A 17375-nucleotide genomic window follows, 5' to 3' on the forward strand; every position below is an offset into this window, starting at 1 on the left:
TCCATAGAAAACCGGCCTGGTGCGCGGCCCGCGCTTTAACATTCACGATAGTCCTTTGCCCGCCGATGGGCTCTTCCGAGCGCCCCCCGCGCCGGAACTGTGACCCGCGCGCCGGGCCCGTGCGCCGGTTCCCCCAGCCGGGACTCAGCCCCCGAGCCCCGCGTTCTTCGCCGCCACCACCGCGTCGAACACCTCCCGCTTGGGCAGCCCCGCCTCGGCCGCGACCGCCGCGATGGCCTCCTTGCGCCGCTCCCCCGCCTCCTCGCGCACCCGGACCCTGCGCACCAGCTCGTCCGGGCCCAGCTCGGCGGGGCCCTTCTCGGGGGCGCCCTCGACGACGACGGTGATCTCGCCGCGCACGTCGCCGGGCGCGGCCCACTCGGCGAGTTCCTTCAGGGAACCGCGGCGGACCTCCTCGTACGTCTTGGTCAGCTCCCGGCACACCGCGGCCCTGCGCTCGTCGCCGAAGGCCTCCGCCATCGCGGCGAGGGTGTCGTCCAGGCGGCGCGGAGACTCGAAGTACACGAGCGTGCGCCGCTCCTCGGCCGCCTCGCGAAGGCGCGAGAGCCGCTCGCCCGCCTTGCGCGGCAGGAAGCCCTCGAAGCAGAAGCGGTCGACGGGCAGCCCGGACAGGGCGAGGGCGGTGAGGACGGCGGAGGGTCCGGGGACGGCCGTGACCCGGATGCCGCGCTCGACGGCGGCGGCCACGAGGCGGTACCCGGGGTCGGACACCGACGGCATGCCCGCGTCCGTCACCAGGAGCACCCGCGCCCCGTCGGCGAGCGCCTCGACCAGCTCGGGCGTGCGCGCCGCCTCGTTGCCCTCGAAGTACGACACGACCCGGCCGCCCACCTGCACGCCGAGCGCCTGCGTGAGCCGGCGCAGCCTGCGGGTGTCCTCGGCGGCCACGACATCGGCCCCGGCCAGCTCGGCGGCGAGCCGCGGCGGCGCGTCCGCGACGTCGCCGATGGGGGTGCCCGCGAGGACGAGGGTGCCGACGGAAGCCGGGGTCTCGGCGCTTCCGGACGGACTGACGACTGAATCTGCGCTTCCTGTCACGGATCCATCCTCGCAGGGGCCGGGCGCGGGACTGTCACAGTCGGGTTCCCTACGATGGCGCGGTGACCAGTACCGCGTCTTCCCCGGACACCCGCCAGGGCCAGGCAGCCGAGGAGCGGCAGCCGTCGTCGTGGCAGCACCGGCTGCGCCGCTTCGGCTACGCGGCCCGGCCCAGAGGAGATGTGCGGGAACGGCTCGTCCCGCCGTACGCGCGGCCGGGCGACCGGCTGTGGGTGGCGCTCGGGGTGCCCCGGCAGTTGTCGGAGCCGCTGGTGCGCTGGTCGGGCTGGCTGGGTCCGCTGGCGGTCGCGCTGGTGGCGGGGTTGCTGCGGTTCTGGAACCTCGGCAGCCCCAAGGACGTGATATTCGACGAGACGTACTACGCGAAGGACGCCTGGGCCCTCATCCACAAGGGCTACGAACTGAGCTGGCCGGACAAGATCAACGAGTCGGTCATCAAGCAGGGCAGTGACATCGCGCTGCCCACGGACCCGGCGTACGTGGTGCATCCGCCGGTCGGCAAGTACGTGATCGGCGTCGGGGAGTGGCTGTTCGGCTTCGACCCGTTCGGCTGGCGGTTCATGACGGCGGTGCTCGGCACGCTGTCGGTCCTGATGCTGTGCCGGATCGGGCGGCGCCTGTTCCGCTCGACGTTCCTCGGGTGTCTCGCGGGCGCGCTCCTGACCGTGGACGGCCTGCACTTCGTGATGAGCCGCACGGCGCTGCTCGACCAGGTCCTGATGTTCTTCGTGCTCGCGGCGTTCGGCTGTCTGCTCGTCGACCGGGACAAGGCGCGGGCGAGACTCGCGGCGGCGCTGCCGGTGGGCGCCGACGGGATCGCGCGCCCGGACGCGTACGTGGCGCACACCCTGCGCCTGGGGTGGCGGCCGTGGCGCTGGGCGGCCGGGCTCTGCCTCGGCCTGGCCTTCGCCACGAAGTGGAACGGCCTCTACATCATGGTCTTCTTCTGCCTGATGACCGTGTTGTGGGACGCGGGCGCGCGGCGCGTCGCCGGGGCGGACCGGCCCTATCTGGCGGCGGTGCGGCGGGACGTGCTGCCCGCGTTCGTGGCCACGGTGCCGGTCGCGGTGTTCACCTATCTGGTGTCCTGGCTGGGCTGGATCCTCTCGCCGAGCGACGGCAGCGGCGGCTACTACCGCAACTGGGCGGCGACCGACGGCAAGGACAGCGACTGGTCCTGGCTGCCGGACTGGCTGCGCAGCCTGTGGCACTACGAGAACAAGGTCTACGACTTCCACGTCGGCCTGTCTTCTCCGCACACCTACCAGTCCAACCCCTGGAGCTGGATCGTCGACGGCCGCCCCGTCTCGTACTTCTACGAGTCGCCGTCACCCGGCGTCGACGGCTGCCCCGCCGACACCAAGGAGAAGTGCGCCCGCGAGGTCCTCGCCCTCGGCACGCCCCTGCTGTGGTGGGCGGCCGCCTTCGCGCTCCTGTACGTGCTGTGGCGGTGGTTCTTCCGCAGGGACTGGCGCGCGGGCGCGATCGTGTGCGGGATCGCGGCGGGTTATCTGCCCTGGTTCATGTACCAGGAACGGACCATCTTCTACTTCTACGCCGTGGTCTTCGTGCCGTTCCTGTGCCTGGCCCTCGCCATGATGATCGGCGCGATCCTGGGACCACCGGGTTCCTCGGAGCGACGCAGGGTGGTGGGCGCGGCGGCGTCCGGCGTACTGGTCCTGCTGATCTTCTGGAATTTCATTTACTTCTGGCCCATCTACACCGGCCAGGCGATCCCCATCGACTCGTGGCGGTCGCGGATGTGGCTGGACACCTGGGTCTAGCTGGGCGAACAAGGCTGAGGGGCGCGACCACGGTCGCGCCCCTTTTGTCGTTGTTGGTCATTGTCGGTCGTCCTGGGCCGTGGTCGGACGGCCCAGCGACGGCCCGGGATCGGTGTCTTCACAGCGGGCTCCGCTAACCGCCTGCAACCTGTGGCGTTCCGTGTGCTGCCCTCCGACAGGGGACATGTGAGCCGCACGGCCCTCACGACTAGCAATCACGAATACCAACCACTCGCTCTAATGTGGCAGTTTTATCCCCACCAACTCCTGAAGGCGGCGGTCAGAAGGGCACCGAAAGCCACACCGAGGAGCGAGAAGGTGATGGTCGCGAAGCGCTGCAATTCTTGACTGTGGCGACCATCCAGTACATCCAGAATCTTTTCCGCGCTTTCGATTTCCTCTATGTAGTCCTCCTTCATGCTTTTTTCTAGATAGCCTCTCAGGTGTGCAGCCTCCTCGCCGGGATACAGACCCTCGAGATCCTCTGCACTACCCCGCTTATGGCGTGTCGTCGTCAGCCTGGCAGACACCGCATCTAGCTGTGCCGATTGCAGCTTTTGACGCACGGCAAGGGTTCTGGATATGTAGGCCCTGAAGCCGCGCCCCTTAAAGGATTCAGCGATTTCCTCTGACTGATCCGAGAGGTCGACGGCAGCCCTGAGTCGCATATTCCTAAGTATCGTGAAGCGATAGAAATACGAAAACTGCAGTTGCAGCGACGAGTAGAGCGCTCGAAGAGAATCTGCGGATTCATGAAAGTACGTAATTCGGTCGTATGCGAGGCTCTTCTCAACTTCAACACTGAAGCCGTCACCCGCAGGTTGAGGTCCAGTCCCATTCCTTAGAGAGAAGTCTGCATGGAATGGGCTGGGGCCGATCACTAACAGACCAACGGACAAGTCGCGCTTTTTGAGCTCTTCGCGCAAAAATTCCCGCACTACTACTAGAGCCCAGGACGGATGCGTGACTTCACCCGGAGCACCTAAGCACTCAATATAGGTAACCGGATGAACATAGTGGAACAGGATAGTAACCCTGAAAATCTCCACTTCATCGTTTGCCAGCAGCATGTACTTCTGTAGGCGAGTCGGGATGTTCACTTCGAAAGTAAGCATGCCGGAGCTCGGAATCTGAGTTTCCTGACCCTCGGGTTCGACATATCCGTCTCCCGCCCAGTGAAAGTTTAGGTCGTCTACGTTGACAGCCTTAAATTTCTGGACCGAGGGCACGGCGTCAAATGCAGCTTTGACCTTTTCGATCCAATCCGCAGGATCTTTGAACTCCTCAACTTTAGGAACTATGCAGCCGACACCGAAAAACCGACTACTCACCAGGCCCGCCTTCCTTTGAGGGGTAGCAAGCGTAGCGTGGCAGTAACGGGCGAGGAGGTGCTTATAGGGAAAGATGAGGGCGGTGGAACGGCTTTGGGATGGAGCGGCTTTGGGGCTAGCGATCATGGCCCCGTGAGCTCGTCACGAGTCGGGCAGTCTGTGGACCTGCCCGTAAAGCACGACGTTGGGGCCATGACCTTAGAGGCTCGCCAGCCGTGGGGCCGACCGCCCCAGCCAGGACGTATCTCACCCTCACTCGTCTTCGCCTCCGGCAGGCTCGGGGTGGACCGGTGCCCGTGGCTATCGTCACTCGCTCGAAAGCGCTACGGCTGCTCCGTGGACCGCTGAGTGTGGGCCGTCACTTCGGCCAGAGGACGGCCGCAGGCCCCCCTCAGGCCCTACCCAGCGTCGATCGCTGCGACCACGGTCCCAGGATCACCCTCGTACGTGAGGTGCGGTTCGTCAGCCGTGGGTGGCACGAAGCGAGTGCGGTACCGCTGAAGATCACTCTCGGAGAAGTAGATCGCGTTGGGGTCGTCCGCGTAAAACTCGTTGCGTTGGCTGATTCGGGCCCAGAGTTCGTCATGGCTTGCTGCGAGATAGATCAGCACCGGGGAAGCGCCTGCATCGGTCGCGATGGTTCGCCACCGTGTGCGGTCTTCCGGGGTCCAAAAGCCATGGTCCACCACGACATCGCGCCCCGCGAGAAGCTGCTTCCGCAGTTCAGCCGCGACATCCTCAAGGACCGGCTTCTCAAGGGTGGGGAACGTACCCCGGGGGAAGTCCACCCCATACACGCCATGGCGGCGATACATCTCCTCGTCCGGACACAGGCGCATGAACCCACGAGCGGTAAGGGCGCGGGCGAGCGTGGTCTTGCCGGAGCCGGGGAGTCCCGCCATCAGGACGCAGAGCGGCGGACGTGAGGGCAGCCGCCTCGTCAGAGTCTGGGAGATCGCGGTCATCTCGGCTTCAGCTTCCGGTGTGACCGGACCGCTGCGGCGAGCCGCAAGCAGCGCGTCTAGGCGACCTTCAAGCACGCTCATGAGCGTGTCGTCCACGACCGTCACTCGGAGACCTCCGACTCCGTTCGCCAGGTGCGGCCAGGGCCGCCAAGGTCGACGCCGTACTCCACCACGCTGCCCTCGCTGTCGACGAACTTCGCTGTCATCACGACTGAGGGTTCTACAGGCGGGTTGCTGGGGTCCAGTTCCAGAAGCTGTGCGTCCTCGGCTGTCAGCAGGCGGGCAGAGGCAGTGTCGATCCGATGGCTGATCGGGCGGCCGGTCGCCATGGCGATGAGCTGGAGCGACGTTCCCCCGGTCAAGCGCTCACTCTTTGCCAACTGGGGGATCAACTTCCCGTACTGGATGGGGATCCACGACGTGCTGTGCGCCACGATGCCGTGTCGGTCCCTGTACACGCGGCGTCGGCGGATGACTTCGGAGCCAGGCTCAATGTCCAGGGCTTGAGCTACTTCCGCAGGTGCCGGGACTACCGCCGCTTGATGCGAGTCAGACCTTTCGCCTGATCCCCAACTCGATCCAGTGCGGTGCCCCCGGTCCTGGCGCTGAGATCCCGAAGACATCGGGGCTGGCCGGTCCAGAACCTCCGTGCCGATGCCGTGAATGCCCCTGACTAGGCCCTCGTTGCGGAGCTTGCGCAGGGCCTTCTCAGCCGTCGCGGTGCTCACGCTCCACTCTTCGGAGAGGTTCTTGATGCTCGGCAGAAGCGACCCTGGCGGCAGCTCACCGGACGCGATCAGCTCCGCGTAGTGGGCGGCAATCCGCGCATACGGCGCCCGATTGTCGACCTGACCTGCCATCTCGCCAGCTCCTTCGTCGCAGTGCCCTTAGGTTCCCTACCTTACCGCTTGACACCGCAGGGAACCCTAGGGAACCTTAGGGATGTGACCACCGGTCGAAACGCCGGATCGGCGGTCGCTCAGTTCTCGGTGTGTCCCGTGAAGACGGGAGCCCTACACAAGGGCTACCGCGCCCACCGAGGAGCTGCCGCTCTTTGACAACTGAATGGGGATCACGCCGCCTCTCCTCGGGCAAGTAGGCGGCCACGCGGGGTCCCTCGCGTGATGCACAGCGCGATTCGACTGCTCCGCAGATTCCTCGCTGCGGCCGGTTGCCTCCGCTGCTCGTCTCGTACGAGCAGTGCTGAGGGGAGCCGGAACGTGCTCCTTCGACCCTTTGGGAGTCCTCATGACTGCAACGCTGATCGCGGTTCTCGGCACCCTGGCCGGGGCCGTTGTCGCCGGGTTCATGCAGCACCTGAGCACCACCCGAACCACCCGCACGGCGACGGCCGAGCAGCGCCGGAAGGCGCTGGCCGACGCTATCCCGGCGCTGCTGGCCGCGCTGGTTCGTCACCGGGAACAGCAGTACTTGAAGGTCGTGGCCCGTCGGGAAGGTGTGGCCGACACGGCCGAGACGCGCCAGGCCCGGTACGCGGCCCGTTCGGCTGTCACCAGCGCGATGGACACGCTGTTCATGACCACGCGCAACAGCGACCTTCTGGCGGTCGCGCAGGAAGCGGTCGACGCCGCGATGGCCGTCGGCGACGTCCCGGCCGACGAGCTGGACGCGGCGGGTCTGCGGGCCCGCAAGGCGCACACCGCGCTGCGCGTGGCCGGTGCCCAGCACATCTACGCCTGACCCCGTCCGCCTCTGGCCGGTTGCCTGCGCTGCTCGTCTCGCACGAGCAGCGCTGAGGGGAGCCGGGACAGTCCCGAGCTTCGCCGTTTCCCTGAGGAGAAGCACATGAGCGACAAGAGCCGTGCCGTCTTCAACTTCGGCGACGACAGCGAGATCACGTTCGGCGGGGACCTGGTCCTGGGTGACCAGGTCGCCGTGTCCGGCGGTGTGGTCCACGGCGACGTGGTCATGGGCGGGAGCCCCGCCACCCGTGCCGACGAGGACAGCAACTAGCACCCCGCACCGCCCACACCTGGGCTGAGGTCACCACTTCAACGGCGTGAGCCCCCGGAGGTGCAACTCCGGGGGCTCTGTTCGGGCCGTTGCCACCTGTGAGAGGAACACGACCCAATGAGCCACATCGTCACTGTTCAGGACGCTGTTACGGCGTTCGCCGACTGGATCGAGCCGACGGCTACGGAACTGGACGCGATCGAGCGGGAGATGCCCGTGATCCTCGCGGACGTCGACCTGCTCGATGCGCACATCGTCACCCTCGACCGCACCCCCACCGAGCTGGACGAGCGGCGTATCCGCCGGGCCCGGCGCCGGGCGCTCGCCGCCCGGGCCGCGCTGATCAACCGTGCGGCCGGTACGAGCCTGCCGGGCGGTGCCGCGTGAGCGCCCCGGACCGGAGCCTGATGGCCGCGCACGCTGAGGTGAAGGCGGAGATCACGCGCACGGACGCCAAGACGGGCCTGTTGCTGGCGTTCGTCGGCGCGGTGTTCGCGGGCGCCTGGACGGTCGCCCGCGCGCTGCCCCTGAACCTCCCCGCCTGCCTGACGGGAGCACTCGGCATGGGGCTGCTGGTCTCGGCGGCCGGTCTGCTGCTGCGCTCCACCCGGCCGAACCTGCGCGGCAGGCACGGCTTCCCGCTGTGGGCCACCCTCACGCCGCAGGAGATCCCCGGCGCACTGTCGAGCGATCTCGCCGCCGACATCGCCGGACTATCCCGCCTGGCCGTCGCGAAGTTCACGTGCCTGCGTCGCGCGGTCGACCTGACCTGCGCCGGTGGCGCGCTGCTGATCCTGGCCGTGCTGTGCGCGCTGGGTGGTGCGGCATGAGCGCCGTCGGTCGCAAGGGGTGGCGGCTGGTCGCCACCGTCGTGTGCGTGCTGGGGGCCCTCGCGGCGAGTGTGGCGGCGTTCGTCTACGCCCTTCCCTTGCCCGCGCTCGCGGTGTCGGTGGGGTGCCTGCTCATCGCCCGCTACCTGCCTGCCCCGCCCGCGAACGAGGCCCACAGCGACGCTGGGGAGGCGGGCCGGTGAGGTACGTCAACGGCAAGAGCCTGCTCGTGCTCGCCCTGGTCGCCGTGGTCGGCATGGCGTTTCGGGTCTCGTGGAACGCGCTGCGGGATGTGGCCCGGGCGATCGGCGCGGATGACACGGGCGCGATGCTGTACCCGTTCGTCATCGACGGCCTGATGGCGCTGGCGCTGGTCGCCACGCTCGTGCTCACCGGGCGGGACCGCGTGTTCGCGCTGCGGGTGCTGGGCACCTACACGCTCGCCTCGCTGGTCCTGAACTACGTGCACGGCCTGGTCCCGGAGCTGCACAGCCGGACGGTCGACTGGGGTCGACTCGCGCAGGGGGATTACCAGAACGGCGCGCTCGTTCTGCTCGCCACGTCGCTGCCGGTCGGGGCGATCTACTTCGGATCGGACCTGGTCGCCAAGGTCCTGCACCACCAGCCCGCCCCGATCGAACCCCCGACCGTGAATGCGGATGAATCGACTGAGACCGAGAGGATTCGGTCTACGGCTGACCTGCCGGAATCGACCCTCGCGCCGATCCCCCCGAACGTCACGGCGCTGCCGCGACCGGTGGCTGTCGGGTTCCTGAAGTCGGCCGTGGCGAGCAAGCCCGTTCGGGCGATCGAGTCGGCACCTGCCCGCCCGATCGTGGCGCGCACGGTGCTCGCTCAGTCCAAGCAGCCGCGCCGGGCGACCGGTCGGGTCCCGGCCGTCGCGAAGTCGACCCGCCCCAAGCGCACCCAGGCTGAGTTGCTGCACGAGGCGCGCACGGTGACGGCTGATTGGCCGCTGTCCAAGCTGACGGCGGAAGGCATCCGACTAGCCGTCCGCACTTCGCCGAAGAACGCCCGGACGCTGCGGGACACGCTGCGCACTGAGCGCGCTGACGCTGCGGTGGCGTGATGGCGGCGCTGCCGGTCTTCCGGTGGCGGAGCGCCCCGGACGGCTACGCCACGGTGCGGCAGCTTCGTGCCCTGGGCCTGCGGCCCGGGGGACAGGACGTGGCCGCGCAGTTGGAGCGGCCCCGCCGACGGCGGGGCCCGCTGGTCGCCTACCTCTACCGCATCGACCGCGCCAAGCCGGTACGTCCGATGACGCCCGCGCGGTGGGCGGCCCTGGCCAAGGCCAACCGCGCCCGCCGCATCTGCCCCGCCTGCGGATGCGATGCCGGATACGTCATCCCCGCCGCGCTCGGCATGTGCGGCCGGTGCCACCTCAATCTCCCCGAACACGCTGCCGCCTGAAGCGCGGCCACAGCAGACGGAGACTCTTTGTGAATCTCACCGTGAGCACGCACAAGATTCCCGAATACGGGCCCACCCTGCGCACCGCCAAGCAGCTCGCGCAGCAGGCCGTGCGCCTGGTCGACCGGGCGGTGCCGGGCCGGATGCCCGACGTCGAGGTCATCCTGACCGACCCGCGAGGCATGGCCGAACTCGGCACGGCCGCCGACGCCGAGTTGGCCGGGGTCCTGGACAAGCGGACCCGCAACCGCGCCGAACGCGCCGCCCGACGCCTCGCCCGCGACTCCTCCGGCCGCGCGATCCCGCGCGCCAACGGGAGCGTGCTGGTGCTGGTGAACGTCGACCAGCACGCCACCCCGGGGCAGTTCGCCGTGACGCTCGTACACGAACTCGTCCACGCCATGCAGTTCAGCCGCAAGCACGTCGTCGAACACATCACGCAGGACACGCGTGCCCAGTTCGGCGTGGAACGCCAGTCGCGCCGTCAGGCCCGCGCGCACGCCCGCCTCGTCGAGCAGCACGAGCAGGAGGCCTACGGCTGCGAGTACCTGGCCGACCAGCTCATCCCCGGCGCCACCTCCACCGCCGCCGCCTGAGCGGCCCCTCCCCCTGTCTGGAGTTCTTCCGCATGAGCGAGAACATCGTGCGCCTCGACAAAGACCCCCACACCTACGGTTCGGAGCAGGGCCCGACGGTCCTGACGGTTGTGCCGGCACCCGGCGTCCAGGCGGCGCCGGTGGTGCCGCTGTGGGTGCGCTCCGGGCGCGCCATCAAGAGCGCCATCACCCACGAACACACCAAGACCGCCGCCCGCGCAATCGCCCGCCACGGTCTCTACGTCGCCGGTGGGACGCGGATCGTGGCGCGCCGCACCTGGGACGGCCGCACCGCCTCCCGCTACGAGCGGATGCTGCGTGCGGCGGAAGCGGCGGGGAACTACGAGGTGGCCGCTGAGTGGGAGGAGCGCGGGCAGCGCTTCCGCGCGGAACGTCACCGGCGCCGCATGGACCTGCTCGCCTCCCCCGTCGACGCGGCCAAGACCGCCCTGATCGGCACCGGCATGAGCATCGGCGCACTCATCGGACTCGGCATCGCACTGGCCCTGGCCACGAAGGACCCCGCCGACGTCATCACGCCCCTCGCTGCCGTGGTCGGGCTGGTGAGCCTGCTCGTCACCATCGTCATGGTGGTGTGGGGCCCGCTCCTCACGATCGGCCCGTTCCTGGCCCTGCTCAGCCTCTGGGCCGTCGGCCACCACCAGAAAGCCGCACCCGCATGGGCCCTGCCCGCCCACGTCCGTGACAGCGAGGGCGAGCCCATCACCCCCTCGATCGTCGTCAAGGCCCTGCACGACCTCGGCGTGCCCGCACTGCGCAACGCCATCAAGGAGATGGGCGACGCAGGTGCGGCCATGCTCGGGCCGATCCGCATCGCCGGATGCGGCGTGGAAGTCGACGTCACCCTGCCTTCCGGGGTGTCCACGGTGGAAGTGCAGCAACGCCGCCGGAAACTGGCGGAGAACCTCACCCGGCACGAACACGAAGTGTTCATCACCATCCCCCAAGCCGCGCGCACGGTGCGGCTGTGGGTGGCCGACTCCGGAGCGCTCGATGAGCCCATCGGCCCCTCGCCGCTGGTCACCGACGACACCCTGACCGCCGACTACGCCAAGGGCCGCGCCCCCTGGGGGCAGGACCTGCGCGGCGACGCCGCCGCGCTGAGCCTGTTCCAACGCCACCTGCTCATCACGGGCCTGTCGAACCAGGGCAAGACGGCGGCGCTCAGGGCGTTGGCCCTGTGGCTGGCGCTAGATCGCTCCGTGCGGTTCCTCATGGGCGACCTCAAGGGAGCCGGGGACTGGGCCATGTTCGACGGCCTGGCCGACACCCTGATCCAGGGCCCCACCGACGAGCACGTGATCCAGGTCGTCGAGATGACGGAAGGCGCGGTGGAGGAGATGAACCGCCGCCTCCAAGCACCGCCCGGCACCGTCTTCCCGCCGCTGATCGTGCTGGTCGACGAGGCGCAGGTGGCATTCATGTGCCCGCTCAAGGACGAGGACAAGCGCCCCTACGGCGGCGCCAAGGCCAACTCCCGCTACTTCATGGCCGTCCGGAAGATCCACAACCAGGGGCGTGCGGTCAACGTCCTGATGTGGCAGGGCACCCAGGACCCCACCGACCAGAACCTTCCCAAGCTGGTCCGCGAAGGTGCCCACACCCGTGCCTCGCTCGCGCTGGGCACGGAGTCGCAGGCCCGCATGGCGCTGGGGGACAAGGCCGTGGACGGCGGCGCGGCCCCGAACCAGCTGCGTCCGGGGCTGGACAAGGGCACGGTCGTGGTCGCCTCCGACGGCATCGCGATCCCCGCCGGGCAGGCCTCCATCACGGTGCGCACGCACTACATCGACACCGCCGAAGCGGACGTCATCGCTGAGCGGGCGCGGGCGCTGCGGGACGGCGTGACCACCCTGCACGCCATCGAGCGGGACCAGGAGCGTGACCCGCTCGCCGACATCGCCACCGTGATGGGGGACGCGTCCCGGGTGCTGACCGCCGACATCCTCAAGCGCCTCGCGAGCCTGAACGCGGACGCCTACGGCGACTGGACGCCCGGAGACCTCAAGCGCGTGCTGGAAGCCGACGGGGTCGAGCCCTACAAGTCCCACGGGCGCATGGTCGTCGGCCGCGACGACGTCACCCGCGCCCTGGCCAACCGCGACACCGACGGTTCCGCTTCCCACGCCGCCTGACGGGGAAGCGCCGCCGTGCTGAGCGGGGAGGCGGGGAGAACTCCCCAACCGCCTCCCCGTCCCGCCTCCCCCGCGCTGATCAGCGAGAACCTCACTTCGGGGAGGCGGGGAGGCACACAGGCCACACGCCCCAACACCCCCTCTGCAGAGCCTCCCGCAGGGGGTGTCTCTGCCTCCCCGCCTACGGATCGGAAGGGATTCCGGATGAACCACCGCGACCCGCCGGGGATCATCGCCCCGCACATCCCCGCCGACGACTACCGCCGCGCCGAAGCCACCGGGCAGCCCGTCGTCATCGTCGTCCACACCACCGACCAGACCGGGCGCCCCCTGCGCCACTACCTCTTCCCCATCGCCGTCGCGGGCGCGGGCGCCATGGGCGTCTTCGGCCTCGTGGCCGCCTTCCTCGCCCTGCTCGACGTCGCCGCCCACACCGCCATGGCCGTTGGCGGCGCCGCCGGGCCCATCGGCATCGGCGGCATCACCCTGCGCCTGGCCCGCACCAAGACCTAGCTACGCCAAGGGCGGCCCCCCCTCTCGCCAAAGACGCGGGGCCGCCCTTGTCCACCTGCCCACATCAGAGCTGTGGAGGTTTCCCAGCATGACGCAACCCACCGACACTCGGCGAGAGCGCCTGTCGACCGCTCTCGCCCTGGCCGCCTCCGGCCTGCCCGTGCTGCCCTTACGGACCGGGAAGGTGCCGTTCGCCAACTGCCGCACGTGTGCCGACAACACGTGCGGCGGGCGCCCCAACATGAAGACCGCCGGGCCCTGCGCCTGCCCCGACGTCTGCCACGGCTGGGCTGCCGCGACCGCCGACCCGGACATCATCAACTCCGGGCTCTGGCGGCGGGCGTGGATGCGCGCGAGCGCGGTCGCCTACCACCCGGGCGGGGCGGGACTGACGGTCGTCGACCTAGATAACGCCGACGCGATCACGTGGGCGCGCGAGCACCTGCCCGCCACGCAGATCGTGCCCACCACCCGGGGCGCGCACTGGATCTACCTCGGGACGATGAGCTCCGCCAACGCGGTCCGGCCGGGCGTGGACATCAAGTCCACGATGGCCTACGCCCGGTGGCTGGGGCCCGGCATCGGCACCCTGACCGCCCTGCCGCAGGCTGTGCGCGCCCTGGCCGTGAAGAAGCCCGCTCCGGTCCGATCTGCGCTGCACACTGCCACCGTGCCCGCCGGGAGCGGGGCGTGCCCTCACCGCACGCCCGCCTACCTGGAGCGGGGCATCGTGATGGCGGAGCAGAGGATCACCGAAGCCACCTGCACGATTCACACCACCGTCTTCCGTACCTTCCTGGCCGTGCTCTCCACGCACGGCCGGTGCGGCTGCCTCACCGACACCCACATCACGCGCCTGTTCACCGCTGCCCAGGCCAAGGGCGAGTCGCCCCGGCACTGCACCGACGCATGGACCAACGCCCGCACCCGGCTGGGACTGTGACCATGGCCGACGACGAGACGAACCCCGCACGCAAGGTCATCACCGACTACGCCCAATCGCACTTTCGGTACTTCCGCACCGCCGACGGCACCGTGTACGCGCAGCGCAACGGCCACCCTGTCGCCCGCCCGATCCGCTCCCAAGGCACGACTGGCAGCCACCGACAGGAACTCATGGTCGGCCTCTTTAGGGACGGCGTCGGCGTGTTCAACGGCACCGCCCTCAAGGAGGCGTTGGACTTGATCGAAGCCCTCGCGTTGACCGAGGACGTCCAGCCCACCCACATCCGCGTCGCGCCCGGCTACGACGGCGCGACCTGGCTGGACCTGGGCCGCACCGACGGACGCTCCGTGCGCATCCACCCCACCGGATGGGACATCCGCACCCCCGACCCGGAGGAAGTCTGCTGGCGGCGCACCCAGCTCACCGGCGAACTCCCCCTGCCCGCCCGCGACACCAACGGCAAGGGCATCGACCTCCTGCTCCGCCTGTGCAACTTCGCGAGCGCCGAGACCGAATGCCTGGCCCTTGTCTGGCTGATCGGCTGCCTGGAACCGTCCGTCCCGGTCCCCGCCCCCTTCCTCACCGGCCCCCAGGGCGCTGGGAAATCGACCGGCGGCCGGATGCTCGTACGGATCATCGAGGGCATGAACGGCGACCTGCGCCGGGCACCGAAGGACGAAGAGAACATGATCACGGCCGTGGCCGCCGGATGGGTCACCGCCCTGGACAACCTCTCCCACCTGCCCCCCGACCTGTCCGACCTGATGTGCTGCATCGTCACCGGAGCCGAAAGCATCAAACGCGCCCTGTTCACCGACGGCGACGTCGTCCGCTCCCGCTACCGCCGCCCCATACTGCTCACCGGCATCGACGTCGGCGTCATCCGCCCCGACCTCGCCGAACGCCTCCTCCCCCTGCGCCTGGTACGCCCCCGGGTAAGGCGCAGGGAAGCGGAACTGTGGGCCGAGTACGCGGAAGTCCTGCCCGTGGTTCTCGGCTCGCTTCTGGACCTCACGGTCAAGGTCCGCGCAGCCGAGGCAGAGACCCCGACCGATCTGCGGATGGCGGACTTCGCGCACCTGTGCGCGCAGTTCGACGCGGCCACCGGCCTGGGGGCACTCAGCGCGTACCGAGCCAGCCTGGACGACCTCAACGACGACGTCATCGAGGGCGACCTCCTCGCGCAGACCGTCCTGCAGCACGCCGCAGGCCTTGATGCGGGCGTCCAGGAGCGGATGACTTCCGCCGAGTGGCTGCACTGCCTCACCAGCCTCTACAGCGGAGAGGAATGCCGCCCCCTACCGAAGGGCTGGCCGACCACAGGCAAGGTCATCTCCGACCGCCTCAAGCGCCTCCAGCCGACCCTCGCCGCGCGCGGCGTCCTCATCGACTGGGGCCGCACCAAAACCGCCCGCTACATCGAAATGACCCGCCCCCCGGCCGCGCCCCCGGACCAGCAGGAGACGGTGTTCTGACCCACCCATCGGGCGACCGCCCGGACGAGCAAGAAGAGCACCCCGCGCGGCGTGCTCCTCTTGCTGTTCGGCGCCACGCGCCGCCCAAGGGTCGCGCCGCGAAGCGGCTCCTTCTCCACGCCCTGAGCCGCACCGCACCACAACAGACACCCCCTCTCTTTTCCTAAGAGAGGAAATCCTGCGTCACCTGCGTCACCCACCGACAGAAAACAGCCCCTGGCCTGCCACTACAGCGATGACGCAGACGCCCGATTTCTGCGTCATCCTGCGTCATCCGCGTCACCCCATGACGCAGCCGATGACGCACCGGTGACGCACACCCCCACCTCTGCGTCACCCAAAGCCGCAGGTCAAACACCCGGATGACGCAGATGACGCGGTGACGCAGAAATCCGAACCTCGGACAAACCCGCGCCCTGAGAAGCCTCCGAACGCCACACGACCCGACTTCCGAGGACCCCATGAGCCGAACCCGTTCCGCTCAACCCGACCCCCGCGCCACCCTCCGCAGCGGCTTACCCGACCGGTACCTCACCCCCGACGACATCGCCGAGATGTTCGAGGTGCCCAAGGAGACCGTCTACCAGTGGCGCAAGAAGCGCACCGGCCCGCCCGGCTTCCGCGTCGGCAAGCACATCCGCTACGACCCCGCCGACGTCCAGCGCTGGAAACAGGAACGCATGGCGGCCGAAGCCGCCGCATAACCGAAGAGACAGACCCCCAGCACGGCAGGGAAAGCCGCCCCGCGCGGCTCTCCCTGCCGTGTCTCATGAAGGGAACGCCCCCTCGTGGCAGGCCACATCCAAGACCGCTGGTACAAGACCGAGACCGACGCCAACGGCAAGCCCAACAAGGTCAAGTCCGACCGCCACGGCAGCGGCCTGCGCTACCGCGCCCGGTACGTCGGTCCCGATGGCTCCGAGAAGTCCAAGAGCTTCCGCGACGGTCAGAAGCGGCTCGCAGAGAAGTGGTTGAGCAACATCGAGGCCGACATGTCGCGCGGCCAGTACATCGACCCCAGGACAGCGCGCACCACCTTCCAGCAGTACGCCGAGAAGTGGGTCAACGCCCACACCGGCGAGATCAACAGCCGTGAGGCTGCCGAGCGTCGGCTGAGGCTGCACGCGTACCCGCACATCGGTACGCGCCCCATCGGGTCGTTCAAGCCCGAGCACATCCGGGACTGGATCAGTGCGCTCGAAGGCACCGTGCCTGCCGAGTCGAGCCGCCGCGTCATCGTCGGCACGGTGTCGGCCGCGCTGCACGCAGCCGTGGAGGACGGGCTCCTCCCGAAGAACCCGTGCCGCGCCCGTACCGTCCGCCTGCCGAAGCCTGCCAAGCCGCGCGTCGTCCCGTGGACAGCCGCTCGGGTCTACGACGTGCGGTCGGCGCTGCCCAAGAGGTTCCAGGCCACCGTGGACCCGGGCGCGGGATGCGGCCTGCGCCAGGGCGAGATCTTCGGGCTCTCCGAGGACGAACTCGACTACGACGGTGGGTGGGTGCACGTCACGCACCAGCTCAAGCGCATCCGAGGGAAGTACGTGTTCGCACCGCCCAAGGGCGGCAAGGAGCGCAGTGCGCCTCTCCCGCTGACGGTGGGCCGCGCCCTGCGCGCCCACACAGAGGAGTTCCCGCCCATCACGGTCACGCTGCCGTGGCGCACGCCTGACGGGCCCCTCGTGACCAAGCGGCTGCTGTACAGCGGCAAGGAGGGGCTGCACGTCCGCGTGAGCTACTTCAACGACTTCATGTGGAAACCCGCTCTCGCCGTCGCTGGCGTCATCCCGGAGCCGGAGGAGGGCGAGCGGTACGCGGCGGCGCGCGAGGATGGCATGCACGCTCTCAGGCACTTCTACGCGTCCGTCCTCCTGGACGCTGGCGAGAACATCCGCGCGCTGAGTCAGTACCTCGGACACTCCGACCCTGGATTCACGCTCAGGACGTACACGCACCTGATGCCGAGCAGCGAGGGGAGGACCCGGAAAGCGGTCGACAACGCGCTGCTTGTTCCCAAGATCACGGCCCAGCGACGGCCCAGATAGGGGGCAGCGGCCCGCGTCGCAGGGTTCCCGGGCAGGTCGGGGCCGCAAGGGCCCCGACCGCTCGGAATTTCATTTACTTCTGGCCCATCTATACCGGCCAGGCGATCCCGATCGATTCCTGGCGATCCAGAATGTGGCTCGATACCTGGGTCTGACAGCGATAAACGGACACCTTCGGATCACACCCGTCGCTTTTCGCACCTCCTGTCCCGGGGCCCTCTTAGGCTGACGGTATTCCTGGGGAGGGAGCGC

Annotated in this window: 19 protein-coding genes; 15 read left to right on the plus strand and 4 right to left on the minus strand. The window is 69.0% G+C overall.

All coding sequences use genetic code 11. The features are described from left to right. Nucleotides 1-144 precede the first annotated feature (144 nt). On the minus strand, nucleotides 145-1059 hold the full coding sequence (gene rsmI, locus ACFVHO_RS18340; RefSeq protein WP_385715217.1) for a 16S rRNA (cytidine(1402)-2'-O)-methyltransferase: 915 nt from the start codon (nucleotides 1057-1059) through the stop codon (nucleotides 145-147). A gap of 62 nt (nucleotides 1060-1121) precedes the next feature. Between rsmI and ACFVHO_RS18345 the strand changes: the two genes are divergently transcribed. Next, nucleotides 1122-2864: a dolichyl-phosphate-mannose--protein mannosyltransferase gene (locus ACFVHO_RS18345; protein ID WP_385715220.1), complete on the plus strand. Its 1743-nt coding sequence runs from the start codon at nucleotides 1122-1124 to the stop codon at nucleotides 2862-2864. Between the two features lie 251 nt (nucleotides 2865-3115). Here the strand turns inward: ACFVHO_RS18345 and ACFVHO_RS18350 are convergent, their stop codons facing one another. The 3 genes from ACFVHO_RS18350 to ACFVHO_RS18360 form a co-directional block, all read right to left on the minus strand. Next, the gene (locus ACFVHO_RS18350) at nucleotides 3116-4321 is read right to left on the minus strand and encodes a hypothetical protein (protein ID WP_385715222.1); all 1206 of its coding nucleotides are present in this window, start codon (nucleotides 4319-4321) and stop codon (nucleotides 3116-3118) included. Between the two features lie 272 nt (nucleotides 4322-4593). After that, the gene (locus ACFVHO_RS18355) at nucleotides 4594-5265 is read right to left on the minus strand and encodes an AAA family ATPase (RefSeq protein ID WP_385715225.1); all 672 of its coding nucleotides are present in this window, start codon (nucleotides 5263-5265) and stop codon (nucleotides 4594-4596) included. Further along, the gene (locus ACFVHO_RS18360) at nucleotides 5262-6020 is read right to left on the minus strand and encodes a GntR family transcriptional regulator (RefSeq protein ID WP_385715228.1); all 759 of its coding nucleotides are present in this window, start codon (nucleotides 6018-6020) and stop codon (nucleotides 5262-5264) included. The genes ACFVHO_RS18355 and ACFVHO_RS18360 overlap by 4 nt, the downstream gene beginning before the upstream one ends. A gap of 388 nt (nucleotides 6021-6408) precedes the next feature. Here ACFVHO_RS18360 and ACFVHO_RS18365 point away from each other — a divergent pair, with 388 nt between their 5' ends. From ACFVHO_RS18365 to ACFVHO_RS18430, 14 genes are all read left to right on the plus strand, one after another. Then, nucleotides 6409-6861: a hypothetical protein gene (locus ACFVHO_RS18365; protein ID WP_385715230.1), complete on the plus strand. Its 453-nt coding sequence runs from the start codon at nucleotides 6409-6411 to the stop codon at nucleotides 6859-6861. Nucleotides 6862-6966: 105 nt separating this feature from the next. After that, a complete protein-coding gene (locus tag ACFVHO_RS18370) occupies nucleotides 6967-7134 on the plus strand; it encodes a hypothetical protein (RefSeq protein WP_385715233.1) in 168 nt (55 codons plus the stop codon). A gap of 117 nt (nucleotides 7135-7251) precedes the next feature. Next, nucleotides 7252-7521, plus strand: a complete 270-nt coding sequence (locus ACFVHO_RS18375) for a DUF6284 family protein (protein ID WP_385715235.1) — start codon at nucleotides 7252-7254, stop codon at nucleotides 7519-7521. A gap of 20 nt (nucleotides 7522-7541) precedes the next feature. Then, on the plus strand, nucleotides 7542-7964 hold the full coding sequence (locus ACFVHO_RS18380; protein ID WP_385715237.1) for a Pycsar system effector family protein: 423 nt from the start codon (nucleotides 7542-7544) through the stop codon (nucleotides 7962-7964). Next, the gene (locus tag ACFVHO_RS18385) at nucleotides 7961-8167 is read left to right on the plus strand and encodes a hypothetical protein (RefSeq protein WP_385715240.1); all 207 of its coding nucleotides are present in this window, start codon (nucleotides 7961-7963) and stop codon (nucleotides 8165-8167) included. Before ACFVHO_RS18380 ends, ACFVHO_RS18385 begins: the two co-directional genes overlap by 4 nt. Before the next feature lie 53 nt (nucleotides 8168-8220). After that, entirely contained in the window at nucleotides 8221-9054 is an 834-nt protein-coding gene (locus ACFVHO_RS18390; RefSeq protein ID WP_385715557.1) for a DUF2637 domain-containing protein, read from the plus strand. Next, entirely contained in the window at nucleotides 9054-9395 is a 342-nt protein-coding gene (locus ACFVHO_RS18395) for an RRQRL motif-containing zinc-binding protein (RefSeq protein WP_385715243.1), read from the plus strand. Before ACFVHO_RS18390 ends, ACFVHO_RS18395 begins: the two co-directional genes overlap by 1 nt. Nucleotides 9396-9436: 41 nt before the next feature. Beyond that, nucleotides 9437-9991 (plus strand): hypothetical protein, encoded by a 555-nt coding sequence (locus tag ACFVHO_RS18400; protein ID WP_385715246.1) that lies wholly within the window; start codon nucleotides 9437-9439, stop codon nucleotides 9989-9991. Between the two features lie 32 nt (nucleotides 9992-10023). Then, nucleotides 10024-12147, plus strand: coding sequence for an ATP-binding protein (locus ACFVHO_RS18405; protein ID WP_385715249.1), 2124 nt, complete (start codon nucleotides 10024-10026; stop codon nucleotides 12145-12147). Between the two features lie 204 nt (nucleotides 12148-12351). Next, complete coding sequence (locus ACFVHO_RS18410; protein ID WP_385715252.1) at nucleotides 12352-12660, plus strand: hypothetical protein; 309 nt, start codon at nucleotides 12352-12354, stop codon at nucleotides 12658-12660. A gap of 88 nt (nucleotides 12661-12748) precedes the next feature. Next, nucleotides 12749-13603, plus strand: a complete 855-nt coding sequence (locus ACFVHO_RS18415; RefSeq protein WP_385715255.1) for a bifunctional DNA primase/polymerase — start codon at nucleotides 12749-12751, stop codon at nucleotides 13601-13603. Nucleotides 13604-13605: 2 nt separating this feature from the next. Continuing rightward, a complete protein-coding gene (locus ACFVHO_RS18420) occupies nucleotides 13606-15081 on the plus strand; it encodes an ATP-binding protein (protein WP_385715258.1) in 1476 nt (491 codons plus the stop codon). 461 nt (nucleotides 15082-15542) lie between these two features. Beyond that, nucleotides 15543-15785: a helix-turn-helix domain-containing protein gene (locus ACFVHO_RS18425; protein WP_380859152.1), complete on the plus strand. Its 243-nt coding sequence runs from the start codon at nucleotides 15543-15545 to the stop codon at nucleotides 15783-15785. A gap of 84 nt (nucleotides 15786-15869) precedes the next feature. Further along, nucleotides 15870-17123 carry a tyrosine-type recombinase/integrase gene (locus tag ACFVHO_RS18430; RefSeq protein ID WP_385715262.1) on the plus strand — a complete coding sequence of 418 codons (1254 nt, stop codon included), beginning with the start codon at nucleotides 15870-15872 and terminating at the stop codon, nucleotides 17121-17123. Nucleotides 17124-17375: the final 252 nt, after the last annotated feature.

Source organism: Streptomyces sp. NPDC127108, from assembly GCF_042677545.1.
Classification (GTDB): Bacteria; Actinomycetota; Actinomycetes; order Streptomycetales; family Streptomycetaceae; genus Streptomyces.

Bases quoted from the DNA above. Each gene is read 5' to 3' on its own strand.
- ACFVHO_RS18350 (WP_385715222.1), bottom strand. From the start codon at position 4,321: ATGATCGCTAGCCCCAAAGCCGCTCCATCCCAAAGCCGTTCCACCGCC.
- ACFVHO_RS18360 (WP_385715228.1), bottom strand. From the start codon at position 6,020: ATGGCAGGTCAGGTCGACAATCGGGCGCCGTATGCGCGGATTGCCGCC.
- ACFVHO_RS18365 (WP_385715230.1), top strand. From the start codon at position 6,409: ATGACTGCAACGCTGATCGCGGTTCTCGGCACCCTGGCCGGGGCCGTT.
- ACFVHO_RS18370 (WP_385715233.1), top strand. From the start codon at position 6,967: ATGAGCGACAAGAGCCGTGCCGTCTTCAACTTCGGCGACGACAGCGAG.
- ACFVHO_RS18375 (WP_385715235.1), top strand. From the start codon at position 7,252: ATGAGCCACATCGTCACTGTTCAGGACGCTGTTACGGCGTTCGCCGAC.
- ACFVHO_RS18380 (WP_385715237.1), top strand. From the start codon at position 7,542: ATGGCCGCGCACGCTGAGGTGAAGGCGGAGATCACGCGCACGGACGCC.
- ACFVHO_RS18385 (WP_385715240.1), top strand. From the start codon at position 7,961: ATGAGCGCCGTCGGTCGCAAGGGGTGGCGGCTGGTCGCCACCGTCGTG.
- ACFVHO_RS18390 (WP_385715557.1), top strand. From the start codon at position 8,221: ATGGCGTTTCGGGTCTCGTGGAACGCGCTGCGGGATGTGGCCCGGGCG.
- ACFVHO_RS18395 (WP_385715243.1), top strand. From the start codon at position 9,054: ATGGCGGCGCTGCCGGTCTTCCGGTGGCGGAGCGCCCCGGACGGCTAC.
- ACFVHO_RS18405 (WP_385715249.1), top strand. From the start codon at position 10,024: ATGAGCGAGAACATCGTGCGCCTCGACAAAGACCCCCACACCTACGGT.
- ACFVHO_RS18410 (WP_385715252.1), top strand. From the start codon at position 12,352: ATGAACCACCGCGACCCGCCGGGGATCATCGCCCCGCACATCCCCGCC.
- ACFVHO_RS18415 (WP_385715255.1), top strand. From the start codon at position 12,749: ATGACGCAACCCACCGACACTCGGCGAGAGCGCCTGTCGACCGCTCTC.
- ACFVHO_RS18420 (WP_385715258.1), top strand. From the start codon at position 13,606: ATGGCCGACGACGAGACGAACCCCGCACGCAAGGTCATCACCGACTAC.
- ACFVHO_RS18425 (WP_380859152.1), top strand. From the start codon at position 15,543: ATGAGCCGAACCCGTTCCGCTCAACCCGACCCCCGCGCCACCCTCCGC.